The sequence below is a fragment of the Staphylococcus sp. GDY8P45P genome (assembly GCF_017892745.1).
GTDB lineage: Bacteria > Bacillota > Bacilli > Staphylococcales > Staphylococcaceae > Staphylococcus > Staphylococcus cohnii.
Genome location: NZ_JAESLS010000006.1, coordinates 605,328 through 624,560, shown reverse-complemented (window position 1 = coordinate 624,560; position 19,233 = coordinate 605,328). Strand labels below are relative to the sequence as shown.

The 19,233-nt window shown below is 31.9% G+C and carries 18 protein-coding genes, 8 tRNA genes and 1 riboswitch; of the genes, 21 read left to right on the top strand and 5 right to left on the bottom strand.

Going from position 1 to position 19,233, the window contains the following annotated elements:
* Nucleotides 1-51 precede the first annotated feature (51 nt).
* A complete protein-coding gene (locus KA873_RS07725; protein ID WP_119517911.1) occupies nt 52-477 on the bottom strand; it encodes an HIT family protein in 426 nt (141 codons plus the stop codon).
* A gap of 127 nt (nt 478-604) precedes the next feature.
* Between KA873_RS07725 and ecsA the strand changes: the two genes are divergently transcribed.
* Complete coding sequence (gene ecsA / locus KA873_RS07720; protein ID WP_107505312.1) at nt 605-1,342, top strand: ABC transporter ATP-binding protein EcsA; 738 nt, start codon at nt 605-607, stop codon at nt 1,340-1,342.
* Nucleotides 1,339-2,562, top strand: coding sequence for an ABC transporter permease EcsB (gene ecsB / locus KA873_RS07715; RefSeq protein ID WP_107505313.1), 1,224 nt, complete (start codon nt 1,339-1,341; stop codon nt 2,560-2,562). Before ecsA ends, ecsB begins: the two co-directional genes overlap by 4 nt.
* Nucleotides 2,563-2,615: 53 nt before the next feature.
* On the opposite strand, the gene KA873_RS07710 is transcribed toward ecsB, so the two are convergent.
* A complete protein-coding gene (locus KA873_RS07710) occupies nt 2,616-3,119 on the bottom strand; it encodes a signal transduction protein TRAP (protein ID WP_107385222.1) in 504 nt (167 codons plus the stop codon).
* A gap of 259 nt (nt 3,120-3,378) precedes the next feature.
* On the opposite strand from KA873_RS07710, the gene hemE reads away from it, so the two are divergent.
* From hemE to KA873_RS07650, 12 genes are all read left to right on the top strand, one after another.
* Nucleotides 3,379-4,413, top strand: a complete 1,035-nt coding sequence (gene hemE / locus KA873_RS07705) for a uroporphyrinogen decarboxylase (RefSeq protein ID WP_107505344.1) — start codon at nt 3,379-3,381, stop codon at nt 4,411-4,413.
* An 83-nt stretch (nt 4,414-4,496) separates the two neighbouring features.
* Nucleotides 4,497-5,420 carry a ferrochelatase gene (gene hemH, locus KA873_RS07700; protein WP_107505345.1) on the top strand — a complete coding sequence of 308 codons (924 nt, stop codon included), beginning with the start codon at nt 4,497-4,499 and terminating at the stop codon, nt 5,418-5,420.
* A gap of 17 nt (nt 5,421-5,437) precedes the next feature.
* Nucleotides 5,438-6,832 (top strand): protoporphyrinogen oxidase, encoded by a 1,395-nt coding sequence (hemY, locus tag KA873_RS07695; RefSeq protein ID WP_210140204.1) that lies wholly within the window; start codon nt 5,438-5,440, stop codon nt 6,830-6,832.
* Nucleotides 6,833-6,973: 141 nt separating this feature from the next.
* Nucleotides 6,974-7,531, top strand: a complete 558-nt coding sequence (locus tag KA873_RS07690; RefSeq protein WP_107385218.1) for an alpha/beta hydrolase — start codon at nt 6,974-6,976, stop codon at nt 7,529-7,531.
* Nucleotides 7,532-7,924: 393 nt separating this feature from the next.
* Nucleotides 7,925-7,998, top strand: a tRNA-Met gene (locus tag KA873_RS07685).
* An 11-nt stretch (nt 7,999-8,009) separates the two neighbouring features.
* Nucleotides 8,010-8,085: transfer RNA gene (locus tag KA873_RS07680), tRNA-Asp, on the top strand.
* An 18-nt stretch (nt 8,086-8,103) separates the two neighbouring features.
* Nucleotides 8,104-8,176: transfer RNA gene (locus tag KA873_RS07675), tRNA-Phe, on the top strand.
* Between the two features lie 11 nt (nt 8,177-8,187).
* Nucleotides 8,188-8,263, top strand: a tRNA-His gene (locus KA873_RS07670).
* Nucleotides 8,264-8,276: 13 nt separating this feature from the next.
* Nucleotides 8,277-8,350 (top strand) — tRNA-Gly (locus tag KA873_RS07665).
* 10 nt (nt 8,351-8,360) lie between these two features.
* Nucleotides 8,361-8,435 (top strand) — tRNA-Asn (locus KA873_RS07660).
* Between the two features lies 1 nt (nt 8,436).
* A tRNA-Glu gene (locus KA873_RS07655) sits at nt 8,437-8,508 on the top strand.
* A 46-nt stretch (nt 8,509-8,554) separates the two neighbouring features.
* Nucleotides 8,555-8,643 (top strand) — tRNA-Ser (locus KA873_RS07650).
* A 300-nt stretch (nt 8,644-8,943) separates the two neighbouring features.
* Here KA873_RS07650 and KA873_RS07645 read toward each other — a convergent pair.
* Nucleotides 8,944-9,114 (bottom strand): hypothetical protein, encoded by a 171-nt coding sequence (locus KA873_RS07645; protein WP_181187705.1) that lies wholly within the window; start codon nt 9,112-9,114, stop codon nt 8,944-8,946.
* 603 nt (nt 9,115-9,717) lie between these two features.
* On the opposite strand from KA873_RS07645, the gene menE reads away from it, so the two are divergent.
* Nucleotides 9,718-11,106, top strand: a complete 1,389-nt coding sequence (gene menE / locus KA873_RS07640) for an o-succinylbenzoate--CoA ligase (RefSeq protein WP_107505288.1) — start codon at nt 9,718-9,720, stop codon at nt 11,104-11,106.
* Nucleotides 11,107-11,118: 12 nt separating this feature from the next.
* Nucleotides 11,119-12,123: an o-succinylbenzoate synthase gene (gene menC / locus KA873_RS07635; protein ID WP_107505287.1), complete on the top strand. Its 1,005-nt coding sequence runs from the start codon at nt 11,119-11,121 to the stop codon at nt 12,121-12,123.
* On the opposite strand, the gene yidD is transcribed toward menC, so the two are convergent.
* Nucleotides 12,120-12,356: a membrane protein insertion efficiency factor YidD gene (gene yidD, locus KA873_RS07630; protein WP_206748476.1), complete on the bottom strand. Its 237-nt coding sequence runs from the start codon at nt 12,354-12,356 to the stop codon at nt 12,120-12,122. The two genes, menC and yidD, sit on opposite strands and share 4 nt — an antisense overlap.
* Before the next feature lie 61 nt (nt 12,357-12,417).
* On the opposite strand from yidD, the gene ytkD reads away from it, so the two are divergent.
* Together ytkD and KA873_RS07620 are read left to right on the top strand one after the other, a co-directional pair.
* Nucleotides 12,418-12,900 carry an RNA deprotection pyrophosphohydrolase gene (gene ytkD, locus KA873_RS07625; RefSeq protein WP_107384996.1) on the top strand — a complete coding sequence of 161 codons (483 nt, stop codon included), beginning with the start codon at nt 12,418-12,420 and terminating at the stop codon, nt 12,898-12,900.
* Complete coding sequence (locus KA873_RS07620) at nt 12,884-13,687, top strand: alpha/beta hydrolase family protein (protein ID WP_181187706.1); 804 nt, start codon at nt 12,884-12,886, stop codon at nt 13,685-13,687. The genes ytkD and KA873_RS07620 overlap by 17 nt, the downstream gene beginning before the upstream one ends.
* A gap of 31 nt (nt 13,688-13,718) precedes the next feature.
* Here the strand turns inward: KA873_RS07620 and pckA are convergent, their stop codons facing one another.
* Nucleotides 13,719-15,305: a phosphoenolpyruvate carboxykinase (ATP) gene (pckA, locus tag KA873_RS07615; protein ID WP_107384997.1), complete on the bottom strand. Its 1,587-nt coding sequence runs from the start codon at nt 15,303-15,305 to the stop codon at nt 13,719-13,721.
* 156 nt (nt 15,306-15,461) lie between these two features.
* A riboswitch (SAM riboswitch) is annotated at nt 15,462-15,574 on the top strand.
* Nucleotides 15,575-15,685: 111 nt separating this feature from the next.
* Here pckA and metK point away from each other — a divergent pair.
* The 3 genes from metK (at nt 15,686) to KA873_RS07600 (ending at nt 19,177) form a co-directional block, all read left to right on the top strand.
* On the top strand, nt 15,686-16,882 hold the full coding sequence (metK, locus tag KA873_RS07610; protein ID WP_107505286.1) for a methionine adenosyltransferase: 1,197 nt from the start codon (nt 15,686-15,688) through the stop codon (nt 16,880-16,882).
* A gap of 93 nt (nt 16,883-16,975) precedes the next feature.
* Entirely contained in the window at nt 16,976-17,884 is a 909-nt protein-coding gene (locus tag KA873_RS07605; RefSeq protein WP_019468065.1) for a nuclease-related domain-containing protein, read from the top strand.
* Nucleotides 17,885-18,340: 456 nt separating this feature from the next.
* Complete coding sequence (locus tag KA873_RS07600) at nt 18,341-19,177, top strand: aldo/keto reductase (RefSeq protein WP_107385361.1); 837 nt, start codon at nt 18,341-18,343, stop codon at nt 19,175-19,177.
* Nucleotides 19,178-19,233 lie beyond the last annotated feature (56 nt).

Sequence of the window (19,233 nt, the reverse complement as noted above, 5' to 3'; positions counted from 1 at the left end):
CTGAGCCATTAATAATTTTAATATACCCTAAATCATATCAGCTAAGCATAATTAATTAAATTGAGCTGCAATTTCTTGTGCAATTTTTTTCTTCTGATCATCGTCTATGCTTTCTTCATGTGTTTCCCATTTATAACCAAAACCATCTACTTCATTTTCATATCTTGGTAATAAGTGGAAATGTAAATGGAAGACAGATTGATCGGCAAATTCACCATTATTTTGTATAATATTTAGACCATCAGGGTTAAATGCGTTTTTAATTGCGTTTGCTACTTTAGGTAAAGCAACACCTATATGTTTCATTGTTTCACTATCTGTTTCAAAGATATTTGCAGAGATTTTTTTAGGAACTAATAAAGTATGACCTTTAGTCACTTGAGAGATGTCTAAAAATGCATAAACATATTCATCTTCATATACTTTATAACTAGGAATCTCACCATTTATTATTTTACTAAAGATTGTTTCAGACATAAATCTTCACTCCTTGTCAGATATTTAATAACCATTATAGCATTACTGATTAATTTCCGTCATTTTTTGCAGTAACTTTATGAACAATGTTTGATTTTTGATACAATACTATTTGTGGAGGTGCCTTATGACAGTAAAAGTAGAGCATTTAACAGGTGGATATGGCAAAAGACCTGTGATTAAAGATATAAATTTTGAATTGAGAAAAGGAGAAATTGTTGGTTTGATAGGTTTAAATGGTGCTGGGAAGAGTACTACTATTAAACATATGTTAGGTTTATTAACGCCTATGGAAGGGCAGTTAACAATTTCAGATATTAATATCAAAAAAGACGTAGAAACTTATAGACGAAAATTATCATATATTCCAGAAGCACCAGTAATATACGATGAATTAACGTTACAAGAACATATTAACATGACTGCAATGGCGTATAATATTGATAAAGAAGAAGCTATGAAAAGAGCAAATCCATTATTAAAAACATTTAGGTTAGAAAATGAGTTAGATATATTTCCAAGTCATTTTTCTAAAGGTATGAAACAAAAAGTAATGATTATTTGTGCATTTATTGTAGATCCAGAACTATATATCATTGATGAACCATTTTTAGGTTTAGATCCTTTAGGTATTCAATCTATGCTTGATTTAATGGTTGAAAAAAAAGAAGAAAATAGAACTGTATTGATGAGTACACATATTTTGGCAACTGCTGAAAAATATTGTGACAGATTTTTAATAATGGACAAAGGTCAAATCGTGGCATTCGGTAATATAGATGAATTAAGAGAACAAACAGGGCTAAGTGGTAAAACTTTAGATGAAATCTATATACATGTTACTCAAGGTGGCCAGAACTCATGAGACATGAAGCTAAACAATTATTTGATTTAAGGAAACAAGAAATTACAAAGGAGAAAAGTTATTATAATAAGTTTATATTTAATGGTCATTTTTCCGTATTTCTTGTGATTTTATTAGGTGCATTTATTTTAGGCTATGGAGATTGGTTGAAATCAATACCTAAACATATTAATTATCCATTAATTGCTAGTATAATCACAGCCATTACTTCTATGTTCCCAATTAGGACTTTATTGAAAGATGCAGATAAATTATTTCTCTTGCCATTTGAAAAACATATGTTTGAATATATGAAAAAAAGTTTGATGTATAGTTTTGTTACTAGATTACCTATACAAATATTATTAATTATTATATTATTTCCATTATTTTATGTGCTTAATAACCAAACGTTTGGATTTTATATTATCTTTGCTGGACTAGCAATTATATTCCCGCTCCTAGGTTTATTATTAAAATGGCAGTGGTATAAATTTCGACTTGAACGTTGGTCATTATTTAGCATTTTGTTTGTGATATTTACATCTGGTTATTATGTAGCCTTAGATCCTAAAAATATCTCAAGTATTTTTTCAGTTATTATACTTGTTGCTCTTACTCTGTTAATAAGATATTTAAACAAAGACTATTTGTTCCCATGGGAGCATATGATTAATACAGAACAACAACATCATATGAATTATTATAAATTTGTAAATATGTTTACGGATGTAAAACAATTAGAAGAGAAAGCAGTAAGGAGAAGTTATTTAGATCCGTTATTGTGGAAACCGAAACCTAAAAAATTTAATGACAACTATATGTATCTTTATTTATTTATTAGAAGTTTTGCTAGAGGTAAAGACGCATTTAATATTATATTACGCTTGATTATTATAGCTTTAGTTATGATGATATGGTTACATCAAGTCATCGTAATTTTATTAATTGGTAGCCTGTTTATGTATATTATTTTGTTACAAATGTCTCAATTTTATACACAACAAGCATATGGTTTATGGCCTCAAGTTTGGCCGGTATCTGATAGTAAAGTGATAAAAGGGTATGAACAATTTTTAAATAGATTAATGTGTTTTATAGGCGTGGTATTTATTGTTACTTTTGCTATTATTCTCCCACAATATAGTTTCTTTGGATTGATATTCTTTCTTGTAGGGTGGTTGACGATTAGAAATATAACTAAAAAACTAAAATATCAAGAAAGTTTGCTAACAGATTAAAAAATCGCTACTCAAGTTTTAGCTTAATGCTAATTTTGAGTAGCGATTTTTATTTAATAGTCATCAATTGGGAATAAATATCTTTCAAAATAACTAGAATGTTGACCACTAGAACCAAAGAATTGACTTAGTGCAAGTTTATCAAAGTTGTCTTGGAAGACAGTAGAGGCTTTGAAATCTTCATAGTCTGTACGACTATTAAAGCCAAAATAAATTTTGTATGTTAACCCTTGATTTGGTTTTAAAAAACGATAACTTCTGTAACCTGCAAATTGTTTAAAATCAGTTGTTACATTTTCTAATTTCTTTTCTAATTGATAAGCATGATCTTCTGATGTTGGTATGAAAATAACAGAATAGAAGTAATTTTCATCTAAGTTCCCTTCAGATTTAATGATGTCATAAGCTAACGGATGTTTTAAAACAGTTTCACCTTCTGTTTCTTCTATAATGACTGAAGAGTCAGAAGCTGAAAATTGTAATAGATTATGTGTCGGATTATTTAGCTTAATTTGATTCAAATAACCAAATGTACCGTAAGATGCGTATATTTTCATAAATTTTCCCCCTTGAATTGTTTAAGAAACATTGGATAACTATTATAATTTACTATATATACTTCTAATATTTCAAATAAATGTAAAATAGACTTTAACAGTATTATAATTGATTTCTGATAGAAAACAATAGTCAAATAATTAAGATCATAAAGTGACACACTTTGTCATTTTTATGACATTTCTATACATTGAATACGGTAAATTAATGGATATGGTAATATTAATAAGAATGATTATAATGTAGGAGGATTACAAGGTGCATAATAAAAATAATACAATCCTAGATATGATTAAGGGCAAAGAAGTTAAACACACACCTGTGTGGTTTATGCGTCAAGCTGGTAGGTCTCAGCCTGAATATAGAAAATTGAAAGAGCAATACTCTTTATTTGAAATTACACATCAACCAGAATTATGTGCATATGTAACACATTTACCAGTAGATAACTATAATACGGATGCCGCGGTTTTATATAAAGACATCATGACACCGTTGCAACCGATAGGCGTTGATGTAGAAATTAAGTCTGGGATAGGTCCAGTAATTCATAATCCGATTAAAACTATTCAAGATGTTGAAAAATTAGGGGAAATTGATCCAAAACGAGACGTTCCATATGTATTAGATACAATAAAATTGTTAACTGAAGAAAAATTAAATGTGCCATTGATAGGTTTTACAGGTGCTCCATTTACATTAGCAAGCTATATGATTGAAGGTGGTCCTTCTAAGAATTATAATTTTACAAAGGCGATGATGTATAGTGATGAAGCAACATGGTTCGCACTTATGGATCATTTAGTTGATATGTCCATCACTTATACGACTGCCCAAATAGAAGCTGGTGCAGAAATTATCCAAGTATTTGATTCTTGGGTTGGTGCATTAAACGTACATGATTATAGATATTATATAAAGCCAGCAATGAAAAAGTTGATTAATGGAATTAAAGCGAAACATGATGTGCCAGTTATTTTATTTGGTGTAGGTGCAAGTCATTTAGTACATGAATGGAATGATTTACCAATAGATGTATTAGGTTTAGATTGGAGACTATCTATTAAGGAAGCTAATGATTTAAATATAACTAAAACCTTACAAGGAAATTTAGATCCTTCTTTACTGTTAGCACCTTGGGAAGTTATAGAAGCAAGATTAAAACCTATTTTAGATCAAGGTTTAGCTCATGGTAAACATATATTTAATTTAGGTCATGGTGTTTTTCCACAAGTTAAACCTGAAACTTTAAAAAGAATTACTACATTTGTTCACGAATATACACAAAGATAGTTAGACATAAATATAGTGAGCAAGATTTACAATTAATTATGTCATCTACATCTAAAAAATTTAAATAAAAGGATGATTTTAAAATGGCAAAAACAGTAGGCTTATTAGTAATGGCTTATGGTACACCTTATAAAGAAAGTGATATAGAAGCTTATTACACAGATATTAGACATGGAAAAAAACCTACAGAAGCAGAATTACAAGATTTAAAAGATAGATATAAATTTATTGGTGGTTTATCACCGCTCGCAGGCACTACGAATCGACAAGCTGAGGCTTTATGTTCAGAGCTGAATAATCAGTATACAGATGTTAATTTCAAGTTATATATAGGCTTGAAACACATACATCCATTTATCGAAGATGCTGTAAAAGCTATGAACAAAGAAGGCATAGAAGAAGCGGTTACTGTAGTACTCGCACCACATTATTCTAGTTTTTCAGTGGGCGCTTATAACAAACGTGCACAAGAAGAAGCAGATAAATATGGTATTACTTTAAAACATGTTGAACATTATTACCAACAACCTAAATTTATCCAATATTGGACTGAAAAGGTAAATGAAACTTTAGAGCAAATACCAAAAGAGGAACATGATGAGACAGTTTTAGTTGTATCAGCACACAGTTTACCCAAAGGTCTTATAGAAAAAAATAACGACCCATATCCAAACGAATTGCATGATACTGCTGAATTATTAAAAGCTAAATCAAACATCGCTCATGTAGCTGAAGGATGGCAATCGGAAGGTAATACAGGTACACCTTGGTTAGGACCTGATGTTCAAGATTTAACAAGAAATTTATACGAAAAATATAATTATAAAAACTTTATTTATACACCTGTAGGCTTTGTATGTGAACATTTGGAAGTACTATACGATAATGATTACGAATGTAAAATAATTTGTGATGAATTAGGAGTTAATTACTTCCGTCCAGCAATGCCTAATACAGATCCACTATTTATTGGTGCAATCGTTGATGAAATAAAAAATGTTTATTAAAGGAAGCGTGAATTACATTGACTAAGCGTATCGCAATTATTGGGGCAGGCATCACTGGTCTATCTAGTGCTTATTTTATAAAATCTAAACGACCTGATATCGATGTCACAATTTATGAATCTTCTAATAGAGTAGGCGGGAAAATTCAAACATACCGAAATGAAGGTTATACCATTGAATTAGGTCCAGAATCCTATTTAGGACGCAAACAAATTATGACAGATATAGCCAAAGACATAGGGCTTGAAGATCAACTCATTACTAATAAAACTGGGCAATCGTATATATATGCCAAAAACAAGCTCTATCCGATTCCTGGAGGTTCCATATTAGGAATACCGACTGACATCAAACCATTTCTAAAAACCAAATTAATTTCTCCGTTGGGTAAATTAAGAGCTGGAATGGATTTGTTTAAAAAAACAGTAGACATGAATAGCGATATGTCGGTAGGTAAGTTTTTTAGAACACGATTAGGTGACGAAGTGTTAGAAAATCTAATAGAACCATTGATGGGTGGTATTTATGGTACAAATATCGATGAGCTCAGTTTAATGAGTACTTTTCCTGAATTTAAAGAGAGAGAAGAACAATTTGGAAGCCTTATTAAAGGAATGCGATATGAGAAAGCTCAAAGAATCAAACAACGTGAACTTTATCCAGGTGCACCTAAGGGACAATTTAAACAGTTTAGACATGGATTGAGTTCATTTATAGAACATTTAAAAGACGATTTGGAAGCAAAAGGTGTTAATATTAAGTATCAAACCGCTGTTCGCGATATTACTGCTTCACAGAAAAAATATGAAATAAAAACAGACAACGAAAAGCATATTTATGATAGTGTTTTAGTTACAACGCCACATCAAAAATTCTTACAATGGTTTGGTAATGATCCTGCTTTCGATTATTTTAAAAACATGAATTCTACTACAGTAGCAACAGTTGTACTTGCATTTGACGAAACAAATATTATCAATAACTATGATGGCACAGGATTCGTTATTGCTCGTACAAGTGATACCAATATTACAGCTTGTACATGGACAAGTAAGAAATGGCCATTTACAACACCTGAAGGTAAAGTGTTAATTAGAGCTTATGTTGGTAAACCAGGTGATACTGTAGTTGACGATCACACAGACGAAGAAATCGTGAAAATCGTAAAAAAAGATTTGAGTAAAATGATGACCTTTAAAGGTGCACCTGATTTCAGTATTGTAAATCGTTTGCCAAAAAGTATGCCGCAATATCAAGTAGGACATATTGAACAAATTAAAGCGATACAATCACATATTAGAAATAATTATCCTAAATTACGTATTACCGGTGCATCATTTGAAGCTGTAGGGTTACCTGATTGCATAAAACAAGGTAAAGATGCAATGGAAGAGATTTTAAATGAAATTTAAATAAATAATAAAAAGTCATTTTCTACTTGAGAATTTTTAATTATTGTAGAAATGGCTTTTTTTATTAAGATGAAAATTACAATACATGTGAAATATATGAGATACTTTAATAGTAATATTTGTAAAGTGGGGGACTGATTTATGACAGATATAGTAATAGTACACTCAAAGTTAGGTGATTCAACGAATCACTGGTATGAATGGTTAGCAAATAATCTTACCTTGGAAGGTTATGTAGTTACACTTTTTAATATTCCTGAAGAACAAAATAGTGATATACGTAAATGGATTAATGTTATGAATGAACAAATTCATATCCGTAAACAAGATACTTATTTTGTAACTCATGGTTTTGGTACAATTGCATCACTTGAATTTATCCAAAGTAAAAACTTAAGCAATATAGAAGGCTTATTTAGTATTTCAGGGTTTAAAGAGGATGCACAAGAGATTGATGAGTCGTTAAAATTAGATGATAAAATAATCGACTATGATAAAGTTAAAGAAAAAGTGAATGAATTTTATGGTTTGTGTGCAAAAGATGATAAACATGTTTCTTACAAAGAAACAAAGCGTTTAATGGACGCGTTAGATGGCAAGTGTAAAGTCACTGATTTTGGAGGACACTTCATGGAAGATGACGGTTTCACTACATTTACAAACTTGCAAAGTAAAATGATGGGTATTATGAGTAAATAGATTGGATAGTGATAAACATCGCGCATAGAGCAAGAAAAATAATTTCCATATTTTAATTATAAAGTGAATAACTCTTTATAGCTTGCCAACAATTCTGGTGAATAAACTTCGGCAAGCTATAAAAATAAATAAATTTGTGTCATTTCTCAACTAAAATTATAATATTATAGTTATATTCCATTTTTACACAAAATACTTTAGTGAAAGCATTGACGAAAGTAATAAAAGTTTATATACTAAATAAGTATTCAGAAATGAGGTGGGCTTAACCACCAATTATGACATTTAATTTTTAATTAACAATTAATTATTTGTAAATTAATTTTAAAATAATGTTGATTTTGTAATGACATTATGGTATATTTATTTGGTAGGCGTCATTAATAATATTAACGCGGGATGGAGCAGTTCGGTAGCTCGTCGGGCTCATAACCCGAAGGTCGGTGGTTCGAATCCGCCTCCCGCAATTACATAATTTGGTCTCGTAGTGTAGCGGTTAACACGCCTGCCTGTCACGCAGGAGATCGCGGGTTCGATTCCCGTCGAGACCGCCATTATGATTTTATCATTAGGGTTCAGTAGCTCAGTTGGTAGAGCAATGGATTGAAGCTCCATGTGTCGGCAGTTCGACTCTGTCCTGAACCATTTTATTTTTGGCGGTTGTGGCGAAGTGGTTAACGCATCGGATTGTGGTTCCGACATTCGTGGGTTCGATTCCCATCAACCGCCCCATAATCGTTAACAAGCGGGTGTAGTTTAATGGCAAAACCTCAGCCTTCCAAGCTGATGTTGTGGGTTCGATTCCCATCACCCGCTCCATTCAAATTAATCCACAGTAGCTCAGTGGTAGAGCTATCGGCTGTTAACCGATCGGTCGTAGGTTCGAGTCCTACCTGTGGAGCCATGGCCCCGTGGTCAAGCGGTTAAGACACCGCCCTTTCACGGCGGTAACACGGGTTCGAGTCCCGTCGGGGTCATACAAACAGAAGTGAAATATCGCTTCTGTTTTTTTAATTCTATATTGGAGAGTTGTCCGAGTTGGCCGAAGGAGCACGCCTGGAAAGTGTGTAGGCGCCACAAGCGTCTCGAGGGTTCGAATCCCTCACTCTCCGTTAATTACATAATTTGAGTTTTTCTAAAACACCGTAACCTTTGATATATTAGGGTTACGGTGTTTTTATTTTGCATAGGCTACTAATATTTTGGCCATTTCATGGTCAAGATGACCACAAAAAATACAATACTACGCCACTAACCAAAGCGTTGACCAATAAACGCTGTATTACATGTGGCGCAAGGCCTTCTAGTATTATTATTTTGTTATTGATAGATTATAAATCGTTGTTTAGCCACGTTCTTTTTTCAAAAAGGGGAGTGCCGTTTCTTTATTAGATGATTAATGATACCAAGTATTATGGTTTATCAATTTTAATTGCAATGTCTTCTAATTTATCTTTTACTTCTTTTAGAGTATGGCTCTCTGAAAAAGTGAAATGAAACGGGGTATTTTTGTTTGTTTTTGCATATATTGTTATTAAGTCATAATATAAGCCTTGCTCAATTTCGTATTTAATAAATTTCATTTTATTTTAACTCCTTCATCATATATAAAATTAAAAACGCTTACTTTTCCTTTTCATTTAACAAGATTTAAGTAAACGGAGAGTGAGGGATTCGAACCCACAATGGATGATTGCAATAAGATATTGAAAAGTGCTTTCGTAGAGAAAGTTATGTTTAAGCATTTGTTATTATCTGAAAATGAATTCGTTTTCATTATCATATCATCATAATTTGTGGTATACAATATAAATTATCACAATTTTATACATGATTTGATATCAATTAGTGTGAATATTAGTTTTGTATTATCAGTAGGTTACAAAACACGAATTTTTGGCTTCTCATAGTCATGCACTTATTCAATTTTTAAGATTTTGCTTTTTTGTATATAGCTCAATTTTATGTTTTGTTATTTTTTTTGCTTATACGATAAAATAAGTTACTTTTTCGTTAACTTTTGTTTATGCTTTAAGCTCACTACTAAGTATTTATTTGAATTTATAAATTTTAATAGCTTATAATTCGTTCACTACAATTTAGGTTAAACACACAAGAAGATGCATCAACACTGTTAAAACAGAGTAAAAACGTTATAATAGTCAATGAGATGGAGGAATGACAGATTGGAATTTTGGTTGAAAACACAAGCAAAACAAAATGGAGATAAAATATTTATTGATGATGGTACCAATAAAATTACCTTTGCTTCAATGTATTACGAGGCAAGTAGATTAGCTTATCAAATAAAACAATTGAAAAAAAAACGTATAGGTATATATATAGAAAATCAAATTGAATCTATTACTTTGATTAATGCGTTGTGGCTAGCAGGTGTAGAAATAGTGATGCTAAACACGCGTTTAACCAAAGAAGAAATGCAAAATCAGTTATACTCTATTGAAACCGATACAGTTATTACTACTAACAATTTAATGTTACAAGATATAGCCATAATTGACTTTAATGAATTAAAAAAAGAGGTTTCTGACAACACGTATGAGGCTATATTCAATTTGGATCGAATTGCTTCAATTATGTTTACATCTGGAACAACTGGACCACAAAAAGCAGTTCCTCAAACATTTAGCAATCATTATGCAAGTGCAGTTGGCTGTAAAGAAAGTTTAGGATTTGATCAAGACACAAAATGGTTATCTGTGTTACCTATTTACCATATATCTGGTTTAAGTGTCATACTAAGAGCGCTTATGGAAGGTTTTACAGTACGTATTGCAGCGAAGTTCAATTCACAAGTAATTCTTGAAATAATCCAAAAAGAATTACCGACACATGTGTCATTGGTTCCGCAAACTTTAAAATGGTTAATTGATGAAGGTTTGGATCAACCATTTAATATACAAAAGATATTGTTGGGTGGGTCTAAACTTTCTAGTACATTAATTGAAAATGCTTTGAAATCAGAATTGCCGATTTATAATTCATTCGGAATGACTGAAACGTGCTCTCAATTTTTAACAGCATCACCAAATATGTTAGCTAAGCGATATGATACTGTCGGAAAACCAAGTGAAAATGTTTTTGTTAAAATAAAAGACCCTAACAATCAAGGACATGGAGAACTGCTTATCAAGGGTGAAAATGTTATGAATGGGTATCTATATCCTGAGAATTTAATGGATACTTTTGAAAATGGCTATTTTAAAACGGGAGATATTGCAGAAATTGATGAAGATGGTTATGTAATGATTTATGACAGACGAAAAGATTTAATCATTAGCGGTGGCGAAAATATATATCCATATCAAATAGAATCTGTGGCAAAACTTCATGCATCAATTATTGATGCAATGTGTATTGGGGAACATGACAGTACATGGGGAGAAGTACCTTATTTATATTATGTTTCAAAAACAGAATTATCAAATGAAGAATTATTGGCACATTTTAAAACGCATATAGCGAAGTATAAAATCCCCAAATATTTTAAACATGTAACAGAATTACCTTATACATCAACAGGTAAATTGCAACGAAAACATTTAAGAAATTAGGCGTGAGCAATTATGAAATTGAGCGAAATGAAACTTTATATTTGTAATAATTATTTTAAGCATGCAATCGTTACTCCTAAAGTAAAAATGGACAAGCGTAAAGCACTTTTTGTTGAGTTTATAACTGATAAACATATACATTATTTTGGAGAGTGTAACGCTTTTGAAACAGATTGGTATGCAGATGAAACGATAGAAGTAGTTTATGACCAAGCAATAAAGTGGTTTGAAACATTTAAAAACCATGAGTTTGAACGCTTTTCGGATGTACAAAATGCACTTCAATGTTTGGAGATATATCCTGCTACACGAAGTATGATTGTGATGGCCTGTTATCAGGCTTTTTACGAATTAGAAACGTTTAATGTACCCTATGGTGCAACAGTTAGTGGTCTAACATATAAGCATATTTTCAACTTAAAAGTCACACAACCACATCGCATAAAAATAAAATGGTCTGAAAATATTTTAGAAGATGTAAAACAATTGAAGAGATTGCCATTTAAACCTCAGATCGTCATTGACGCTAATGAATCGGTTAAAAATAGTGAAGTTGAGAAAGTTATCCTCCTTTCAAGCAGCGATATACTTTATTTAGAAGAACCTTTTAAAGATATAGAAAAAGTAAATGATTTTAAAGATTCTGAATTACCTCCTATAGCTATTGATGAGAAGGCAGTATCATTGAAAGCAATTTTATATTATGTTGAAAATTATAAAATTGATGTTGTGGTATTAAAACCATTCAGACTAGGTGGCATTGATAAAGTCTTGGAAATAATTGAAATATTAGAACAAAAACATGTGAAATTTGTCATTGGTGGTATGTATGAATATGGATTAAGTCGTTATTTTACAGCTTTATTAGCACGGTATGCTACTTATCCAAGCGATATTACACCACACGGATTTTATTTTGAAAATGATATTGTAGCGCATTCGGGCATATTAAAAAGAGGCTCAATTTATTTTGAACCTCCTTTTGTAAACAAGTTTAATTTAACTCAGATTAATTAATGTTTATGCTTTTTATCTTTTTTTAAAGGTACTGGATCAAATCCACCTTTATGGAGTGGATGACATTTTGAAATACGTTTAACACCTAACCAAGTACCTTTGATGGGTCCGAAAACTTCTATGGCTTCTCTAGTATATTCAGAACAAGTGGGGTAAAAACGACAAGTAGCCGGGGTCATCGGAGAAATGAAATGTTGATATATATAGATAAGTCCTAGAAAGATTTTTTTCATAAAATTTTGCCTCCAACAATTTACATAGCAATGATAGTTTAACATATATAAAGGGAGTTTGATGTTTGTGAAGTTTAAAGATAAAGAAAATGATGATGTCTATTTATCATTTAAGGATGAAAATGACATCCCAGATGGTGATCATGTCTTGGTTATTCCTATATATCAAGGACAATTGCTTTTCACCAAACATAAATTAAGGGGCATAGAATTTCCAGGAGGCAAAAGAGAAGAAGGAGAATCGAGTGAACAAGCGTGTGAAAGGGAATTGTTTGAAGAAACAGGGGCGCTTATAAATATTAAAGACAAACATTATATTGCTCAATATTGTGTTAATCGTCAAAATGGTATACCGTTCACAAAAGATGTTTTTATGGTTAAAGTAGATCGATTACAAACCAAAAATGATTATTTAGAAACTGACGGACCATTAATTTTCAATAGTATTTCAGACATTGCAGAAGAACGTAAAAGTTATTTATTGAAGGATACTGCAATCTTACAATGTTTAGAGAGAGTGATCGAGCTTGGATTTTATGCATAAAAAAAGAATGCCTATAGAAGTACCTGACCATATTTTTGAAGAAGTCACTTATAAAGTAGATGGCATTAATGTTAGAGGTTTATTAATGCAACCACATAAAAGTGTAAAGCGAATTGTTGTATATTTGCGAGGTGGTAAAGGGCAAGTCGGTAAAGTAAGAGCAGGGCGACTAATGCAATTTTCAGATGCGCAAACACTTGTATTTGGACCGTATTATAGAGGTAACAATGGTAGTGAAGGCAAAGATGAATTTTATGGTAGAGATTTAAATGATGTTACGGTTGCTATTCGAATATTAAATACACTTTATCCAGAAGCTTATATTCATATGATAGGCTTTTCTAGAGGTGGATTACAGGGGTTACTTACATTTCAGGATTTGCCTATAGCTAGTTATATTATTTGGGGTGGTGTGTCCGATATTCGTCTCATGTACGAGGAAAGAATAGATTTAAGAGGTATGTTGAGAAGGATGGTTGGACATCCAAAGAAAAAAGAAAAAGCATATAAGCAAAGAGATGCGTTAATTAATATACATGCCGATAGTCCTCCGATACTTATAGTACATGGAGGGAAAGATAAACAAGTTGGGATTCACCAAGCCTATTATTTGGAAACACAATTGAAACATATTGGCACAACTTATCAAACATTTTATCAAATGGATGAAGGCCATGTACCAAGGCCATTTGCGATGAAAAAAGCATTATCTACAGTTAAACAATGGATGGTAAAAGTGGAAAAAAATAAAACAGTCACTAATAAAGCACATGGACCACAATTGTAATGTGGTCCATGTGCTTTATTTAGTATTTTATTTAAAATCCGCCGTTTTGTGCTAAATCAGAAACTTCATCGCCAAATTTTTCGAAATTATGTTTAAATCTGTCTTTTAAATCTTGCGCTTGTTCTCTATATGCCTCTGGCTTACTCCAAGCATTTATAGGATTTAGTAATGTTTGAGGTACATCATCAACTTCCACTGGTATATTTAATCCAAACATGTCATCTTGAATATACTCTGTATCTCTTAACTGACCAGTAATTGCCTGATTAACCATTTGTCTCGTATAATTTAAGCTAATACGGCGTCCTGTGCCATATTTACCACCAGTCCAACCGGTATTTACTAAGTATACATCTACATCGTGTTTATCTATTAAGTTGCCTAGCAAGTCTGCATAAACTTTTGCGTGTAATGGTAAGAAAGGTGAACCGAAACATGTTGAGAAAGATGGTTCAGGTTCAGTTATACCTCTTTCTGTTCCTGCAAGTTTAGCTGTGAATCCACTTAAAAAGTGATACATTGCTTGATCTTTGCTGAGTTTTGAGATAGGTGGTAACACACCAAAAGCGTCAGCAGTTAAGAAAATAATCGTATTTGGATGTGCTGCTTTGGAAGGTGTAACGATATTATCTATATGATTGATTGGATAAGCGGCTCTCGTATTTTCAGTATAATAGTTATCATCAAAGTCGACATCGCCTTCTTCATCTACAACAACGTTTTCTAAAATCGTACCGTATTTAATTGCTTCATAAATTTGAGGTTCCTTTTTGTAAGAAAGGTTGATTGCTTTTGCGTAACAGCCACCTTCGATATTAAAAATACCATTTTCATTCCATCCGTGTTCATCATCACCAATTAACTTTCGAGTTGAATCTGCTGAAAGCGTGGTTTTACCTGTTCCAGAAAGTCCAAAGAATAGAGCTACGTCACCTTTTTCACCAACGTTTGCGGAGCAGTGCATACTCATAATATTATCTTTAGGTAGTAAGTAGTTCATTACGGAGAAGATACCTTTTTTCATTTCACCAGCGTATTCTGTTCCACCGATTAAAATGACTTTGTGTTTAAATGAAGTAATAATAAATGTTTCTGAATTTGTACCATCTTTACTTGGATCAGCTTTAAAATATGGTGCCGATACAATAGTAAAGTCAGATTTGATTTCTTCTGCTTCTTCTTTTGTTTCAGGACGAATAAACATATTTTGTGCGAATAGATTATGCCAAGCCAATTCATTTACAACTGTTAGTTTAAGTTGTGAATCTTGATCACTACCGGCATATCCTTTAAATACATATAATTCATCTTTTTCATTTAGATAATTTAATACCTTATCATATAACTTTAAAAATGTGTCCTCTTCAATAGGTTGATTGATATTTCCCCAATCAATGTCATCTCTGTATGATGGTTCATTAACAATAAACTTATCTTTCGGTGAACGACCAGTGTATTTACCTGTTTTAGCGTTAATTGCACCTAGTTCAGTTAATTCTCCTTCATTGTTATTAAGAATTTTCTTATACAACTGTGTTGTGGATTGTTGAAATAATGAAGACTTCTTGTCCAAAATATTTTGGACTTTTTTTGTGTAAGTGTATGTATCTACCGCCATACTAAATCCCTCCAACGCTATTAAATTAATGTAAGCCTTTACAATTACAGAGTATAACACATATGATTGATTAGTCCACACCATTTTTAAAGGAAATTAAATAAATATCAAATTGACATTACTACTTAGTTTCGGTACTATAGTGATTAACGGATTCTCTTATCCTGAGTGGCGGAGGGACATGGACCCAATGAAGCCCAGCAACCTCTTCTTACAATGAAGAAAGGTGCCAAACCGTTTGCGGACAAATAGCGTCTGAACGATAAGAGCGAATGGACGTATAAGGGCCTTCTCTCTATTCATATAGTGAAGAAGGCTTTTTTTAATGAGCTCAATCAAAGAGAATTTTCGTAATCAAAGACAAAGGAGCAAGTTAATTTATGACTTATAATAGAAGATTATTTACTTCAGAATCGGTTACAGAAGGGCATCCAGATAAAATCGCTGACCAAGTGTCTGATGCAATTTTAGATGAAATTTTGAAAGACGATCCTAATGCGCGGGTTGCTTGTGAAACAATGGTAACTACAGGTATGGCATTAATTTCCGGAGAGATTTCTACTGCTACTTATGTAGATATACCTAAAGTTGTAAGAGAAACAATTAAAAATATCGGATATACACGTGCGAAATATGGATATGATAGCCAAACGATGGCTATATTAACAGCAATTGATGAGCAATCACCTGATATTGCACAAGGTGTCGATAATGCTTTAGAATATCGTGACAATTTATCAGAAGAAGAAATTGAAGCAACTGGTGCTGGTGACCAAGGTTTAATGTTTGGTTATGCGACGAATGAAACGGATACTTATATGCCGTTACCAATATTTTTATCGCATCAATTAGCTAAACGATTATCAGATGTGCGAAAAGATAATATTTTAAAATATTTGCGCCCAGATGGAAAAGTTCAAGTAACAGTGGAATATGATGAGCAAGATAAACCACATCGTATAGATACAATTGTCGTTTCAGCTCAACATGCAGAAGATACTACTTTAGAACAAATTCAAGCTGATATCAAAGAACATGTTATATATCCAACAGTACCTGAAGGATTAATCGATGAAAATACAAGATTTTATATTAATCCGACTGGACGATTTGTAATCGGCGGACCCCAAGGTGATGTTGGTTTAACAGGTCGTAAGATTATCGTAGATACATACGGTGGTTATGCACGTCATGGAGGAGGTTGTTTTAGCGGGAAAGACCCTACAAAAGTAGATCGCTCAGCAACTTATGCTGCTCGTTACGTAGCCAAAAATATTGTTGCTGCTGATTTAGCTGATAAATGTGAAGTTCAACTCGCTTATGCAATTGGTGTAGCGGAACCAGTTTCGATTGCGATAGATACTTTTGGAACAGGAAAGGTAAGTGAAACAGAACTAGTAGAGGCTGTTAGAGAACACTTTGATTTAAGACCAGCAGGCATTATTAAAATGTTAGATTTAAAACATCCAATTTATAAACAAACGGCTGCGTATGGCCACTTTGGACGAACAGATATACTGTTACCATGGGAAAAATTAGATAAAGTTAATTTATTAAAAGATAGCGTAGAAATATAAGCGCGAAGTATTTATTTTTTAACTTTACTATCGAATGATGAGCTCATATCTATTATAATTAAGTTACTGAACACATAAAGGAGCGTTGTTGTTATGAATTCATTTGGCCCGATAGAAATAGGTTTAATCGTGGCAATAGTCGTAGCAGTTATTTGTTTAATCCTATTTTTAGTTGCTTTGAAAAGTAAGAAAAAAGCACAGCAAACCATCGAGGAGCAATATAAATCAAGAGAACAAAAACTTAGCGATGAACATGATGAAGAGTTAGAAAAAGAAAGAATTGAAAATAAAAAGCAAGTTACTAAACAAAAAGAGGACTACGAAGCTACAGTAAATGCGAAAGATCAAGAAATAGATGCATTGAAACTTTTCTCTAAAAATAAAAGTGAGTACGTAACGGATATGAGATTAATTGGTATTCGTGAGCGTCTAGTTAATGAGAAACGCATTCGACCAGAAGATATGCATATCATGGCAAATATTTTCTTACCTAAAAATAACTTCAGTGATATACGTCGTATAAGTCATTTAGTACTTACGCGTACAGGACTATATCTCATTGATTCTCAGTTGTTAAAAGGTCATGTGTTTAATGGCATTAATGCTAACCAATTCAAAGAACAACCGATGATGGAACAAGTGTTTGACACGTTAAACCTTGATAAACAAACGGCACAAACATTAGTAATGGATCAAAATGATGATAAAGATTCTTTATCATTTGTGAATTATACAAATTATTTAAATGAAATTGAAAAACTAGCTGGTGAATTACAAACAGAGTTAAACTTGAAGTTCACACCGACATCAATCCTATATTTCAACCCTAAAGATGAAGGTGCTGTGACTATTTCAAATTATGCACAAAGTACCAATTCTAAAGTGTTAGTTGGACCAGAACAACTTGATGAATACTTTAATAAGTTTGTTTTTCATGGTCGTATCCAGTACAATGTTGAAGATTTACAACGTGTGATGGATGAAATTGAAACATTTAACTAATAAAGTATCAAGAATATAAATCTAGATACAATAGGCTCATAAATGAATTTTTTGAAAATTTATTTATGGGCTTTTTTTATATCAAAATTTCATACGTATTAGCTTGTATTTCTTTAACACAAGCTTCAATTTATCGTGTTTCAGTTTTACTTGCGTAACAGTAGTAGTGTATCCAATACACTATTTATTAATGTTATTCTAATTATGTACAACACCATAGAGGCATGAATCTTAGAATAAATGTGCTTAAACTAAATTTTTAAGGTGTTTTTGTTTAAGTAAAGTGATTAAAGATATTTTAGTCTTTTAAGTCTATATTTTTTAAGTTTTAGTCGAAAATTAATGACATAAATAACTATTTTAAACAAATTAATTAAAATTTAGGCATTTTAATTTAATAGTTTGCCAATTTTGATTATTATTATAGTTAGTTTAATAGTAAAGGGGAGCTCAAATTTGGAATTTGTAACTTTTTATAATGGTAATGAAATGCCTATCATAGGTTTAGGTACTTTCCGAGTTGAAAATAATGATGAATGTAAGAAGGCAGTTAAACATGCAATTGAAAATGGATATAGACATATTGATACTGCAATGATATACGAAAATGAAGAAATGGTTGGACAGGGTATTGCAGAAGGATTAGCTTCTACAGGTTTAGATAGAAGCGATCTTTTTATTACATCTAAATTATGGCTCGATGATTACGGTCGTAATAATGTAGCTGAAGCTTATGAGACTAGTTTAAGTAAACTTGGATTAGATTATTTAGATTTATATTTAATGCATTGGCCAGGTCTAGATGAAGCATTAATGATAGATACTTGGCAAGGTATGGAAGATTTGTATAAAAATGATAAAGTTAAAAATATTGGTGTTAGTAATTTCAATGCAGAACATTTAGAAGCATTATTAGCTCAAGTTTCGATTAAGCCTGTAATTAATCAAGTTGAATTTCATCCTTATCTCACTCAGTCAGAATTGAGAAGATATTTAGAAGTTCAGAATATACATGCAGAATCATGGTCACCATTAATGAATGCACAGATTTTAGAAGATGATACAGTTAAGGCGATAGCATCAGAAATTAATAAAACACCTGCACAAGTTATAATTAGATGGAATATTGAACATGATGTAGTGGTGATACCTAAATCTGTCACACCAACTAGAATTGAAGAAAATTTAAATGTATTTGATTTTGAGTTAACTAAAGCACACATAGAGCGATTAGATAGTTTAAACGAAGATAAAAGAATAGGCCCAAATCCTTCAGAATATAGTGGCCATTAAAATCAGAAATAAAATATTGAAAAAGACCGTAAGTATAGTGGTTTATACCTATATCT

Excerpts from the sequence above, each read along its gene's own strand:
- ytkD (WP_107384996.1), top strand. The coding sequence starts at position 12,418 with ATGTTTGTGAAGTTTAAAGATAAAGAAAATGATGATGTCTATTTATCA.
- hemH (WP_107505345.1), top strand. The coding sequence starts at position 4,497 with ATGGCAAAAACAGTAGGCTTATTAGTAATGGCTTATGGTACACCTTAT.
- ecsA (WP_107505312.1), top strand. The coding sequence starts at position 605 with ATGACAGTAAAAGTAGAGCATTTAACAGGTGGATATGGCAAAAGACCT.
- menC (WP_107505287.1), top strand. The coding sequence starts at position 11,119 with ATGAAATTGAGCGAAATGAAACTTTATATTTGTAATAATTATTTTAAG.
- pckA (WP_107384997.1), bottom strand. The coding sequence starts at position 15,305 with ATGGCGGTAGATACATACACTTACACAAAAAAAGTCCAAAATATTTTG.
- KA873_RS07710 (WP_107385222.1), bottom strand. The coding sequence starts at position 3,119 with ATGAAAATATACGCATCTTACGGTACATTTGGTTATTTGAATCAAATT.
- ecsB (WP_107505313.1), top strand. The coding sequence starts at position 1,339 with ATGAGACATGAAGCTAAACAATTATTTGATTTAAGGAAACAAGAAATT.
- yidD (WP_206748476.1), bottom strand. The coding sequence starts at position 12,356 with ATGAAAAAAATCTTTCTAGGACTTATCTATATATATCAACATTTCATT.
- KA873_RS07645 (WP_181187705.1), bottom strand. The coding sequence starts at position 9,114 with ATGAAATTTATTAAATACGAAATTGAGCAAGGCTTATATTATGACTTA.
- metK (WP_107505286.1), top strand. The coding sequence starts at position 15,686 with ATGACTTATAATAGAAGATTATTTACTTCAGAATCGGTTACAGAAGGG.
- KA873_RS07690 (WP_107385218.1), top strand. The coding sequence starts at position 6,974 with ATGACAGATATAGTAATAGTACACTCAAAGTTAGGTGATTCAACGAAT.
- KA873_RS07725 (WP_119517911.1), bottom strand. The coding sequence starts at position 477 with ATGTCTGAAACAATCTTTAGTAAAATAATAAATGGTGAGATTCCTAGT.
- KA873_RS07605 (WP_019468065.1), top strand. The coding sequence starts at position 16,976 with ATGAATTCATTTGGCCCGATAGAAATAGGTTTAATCGTGGCAATAGTC.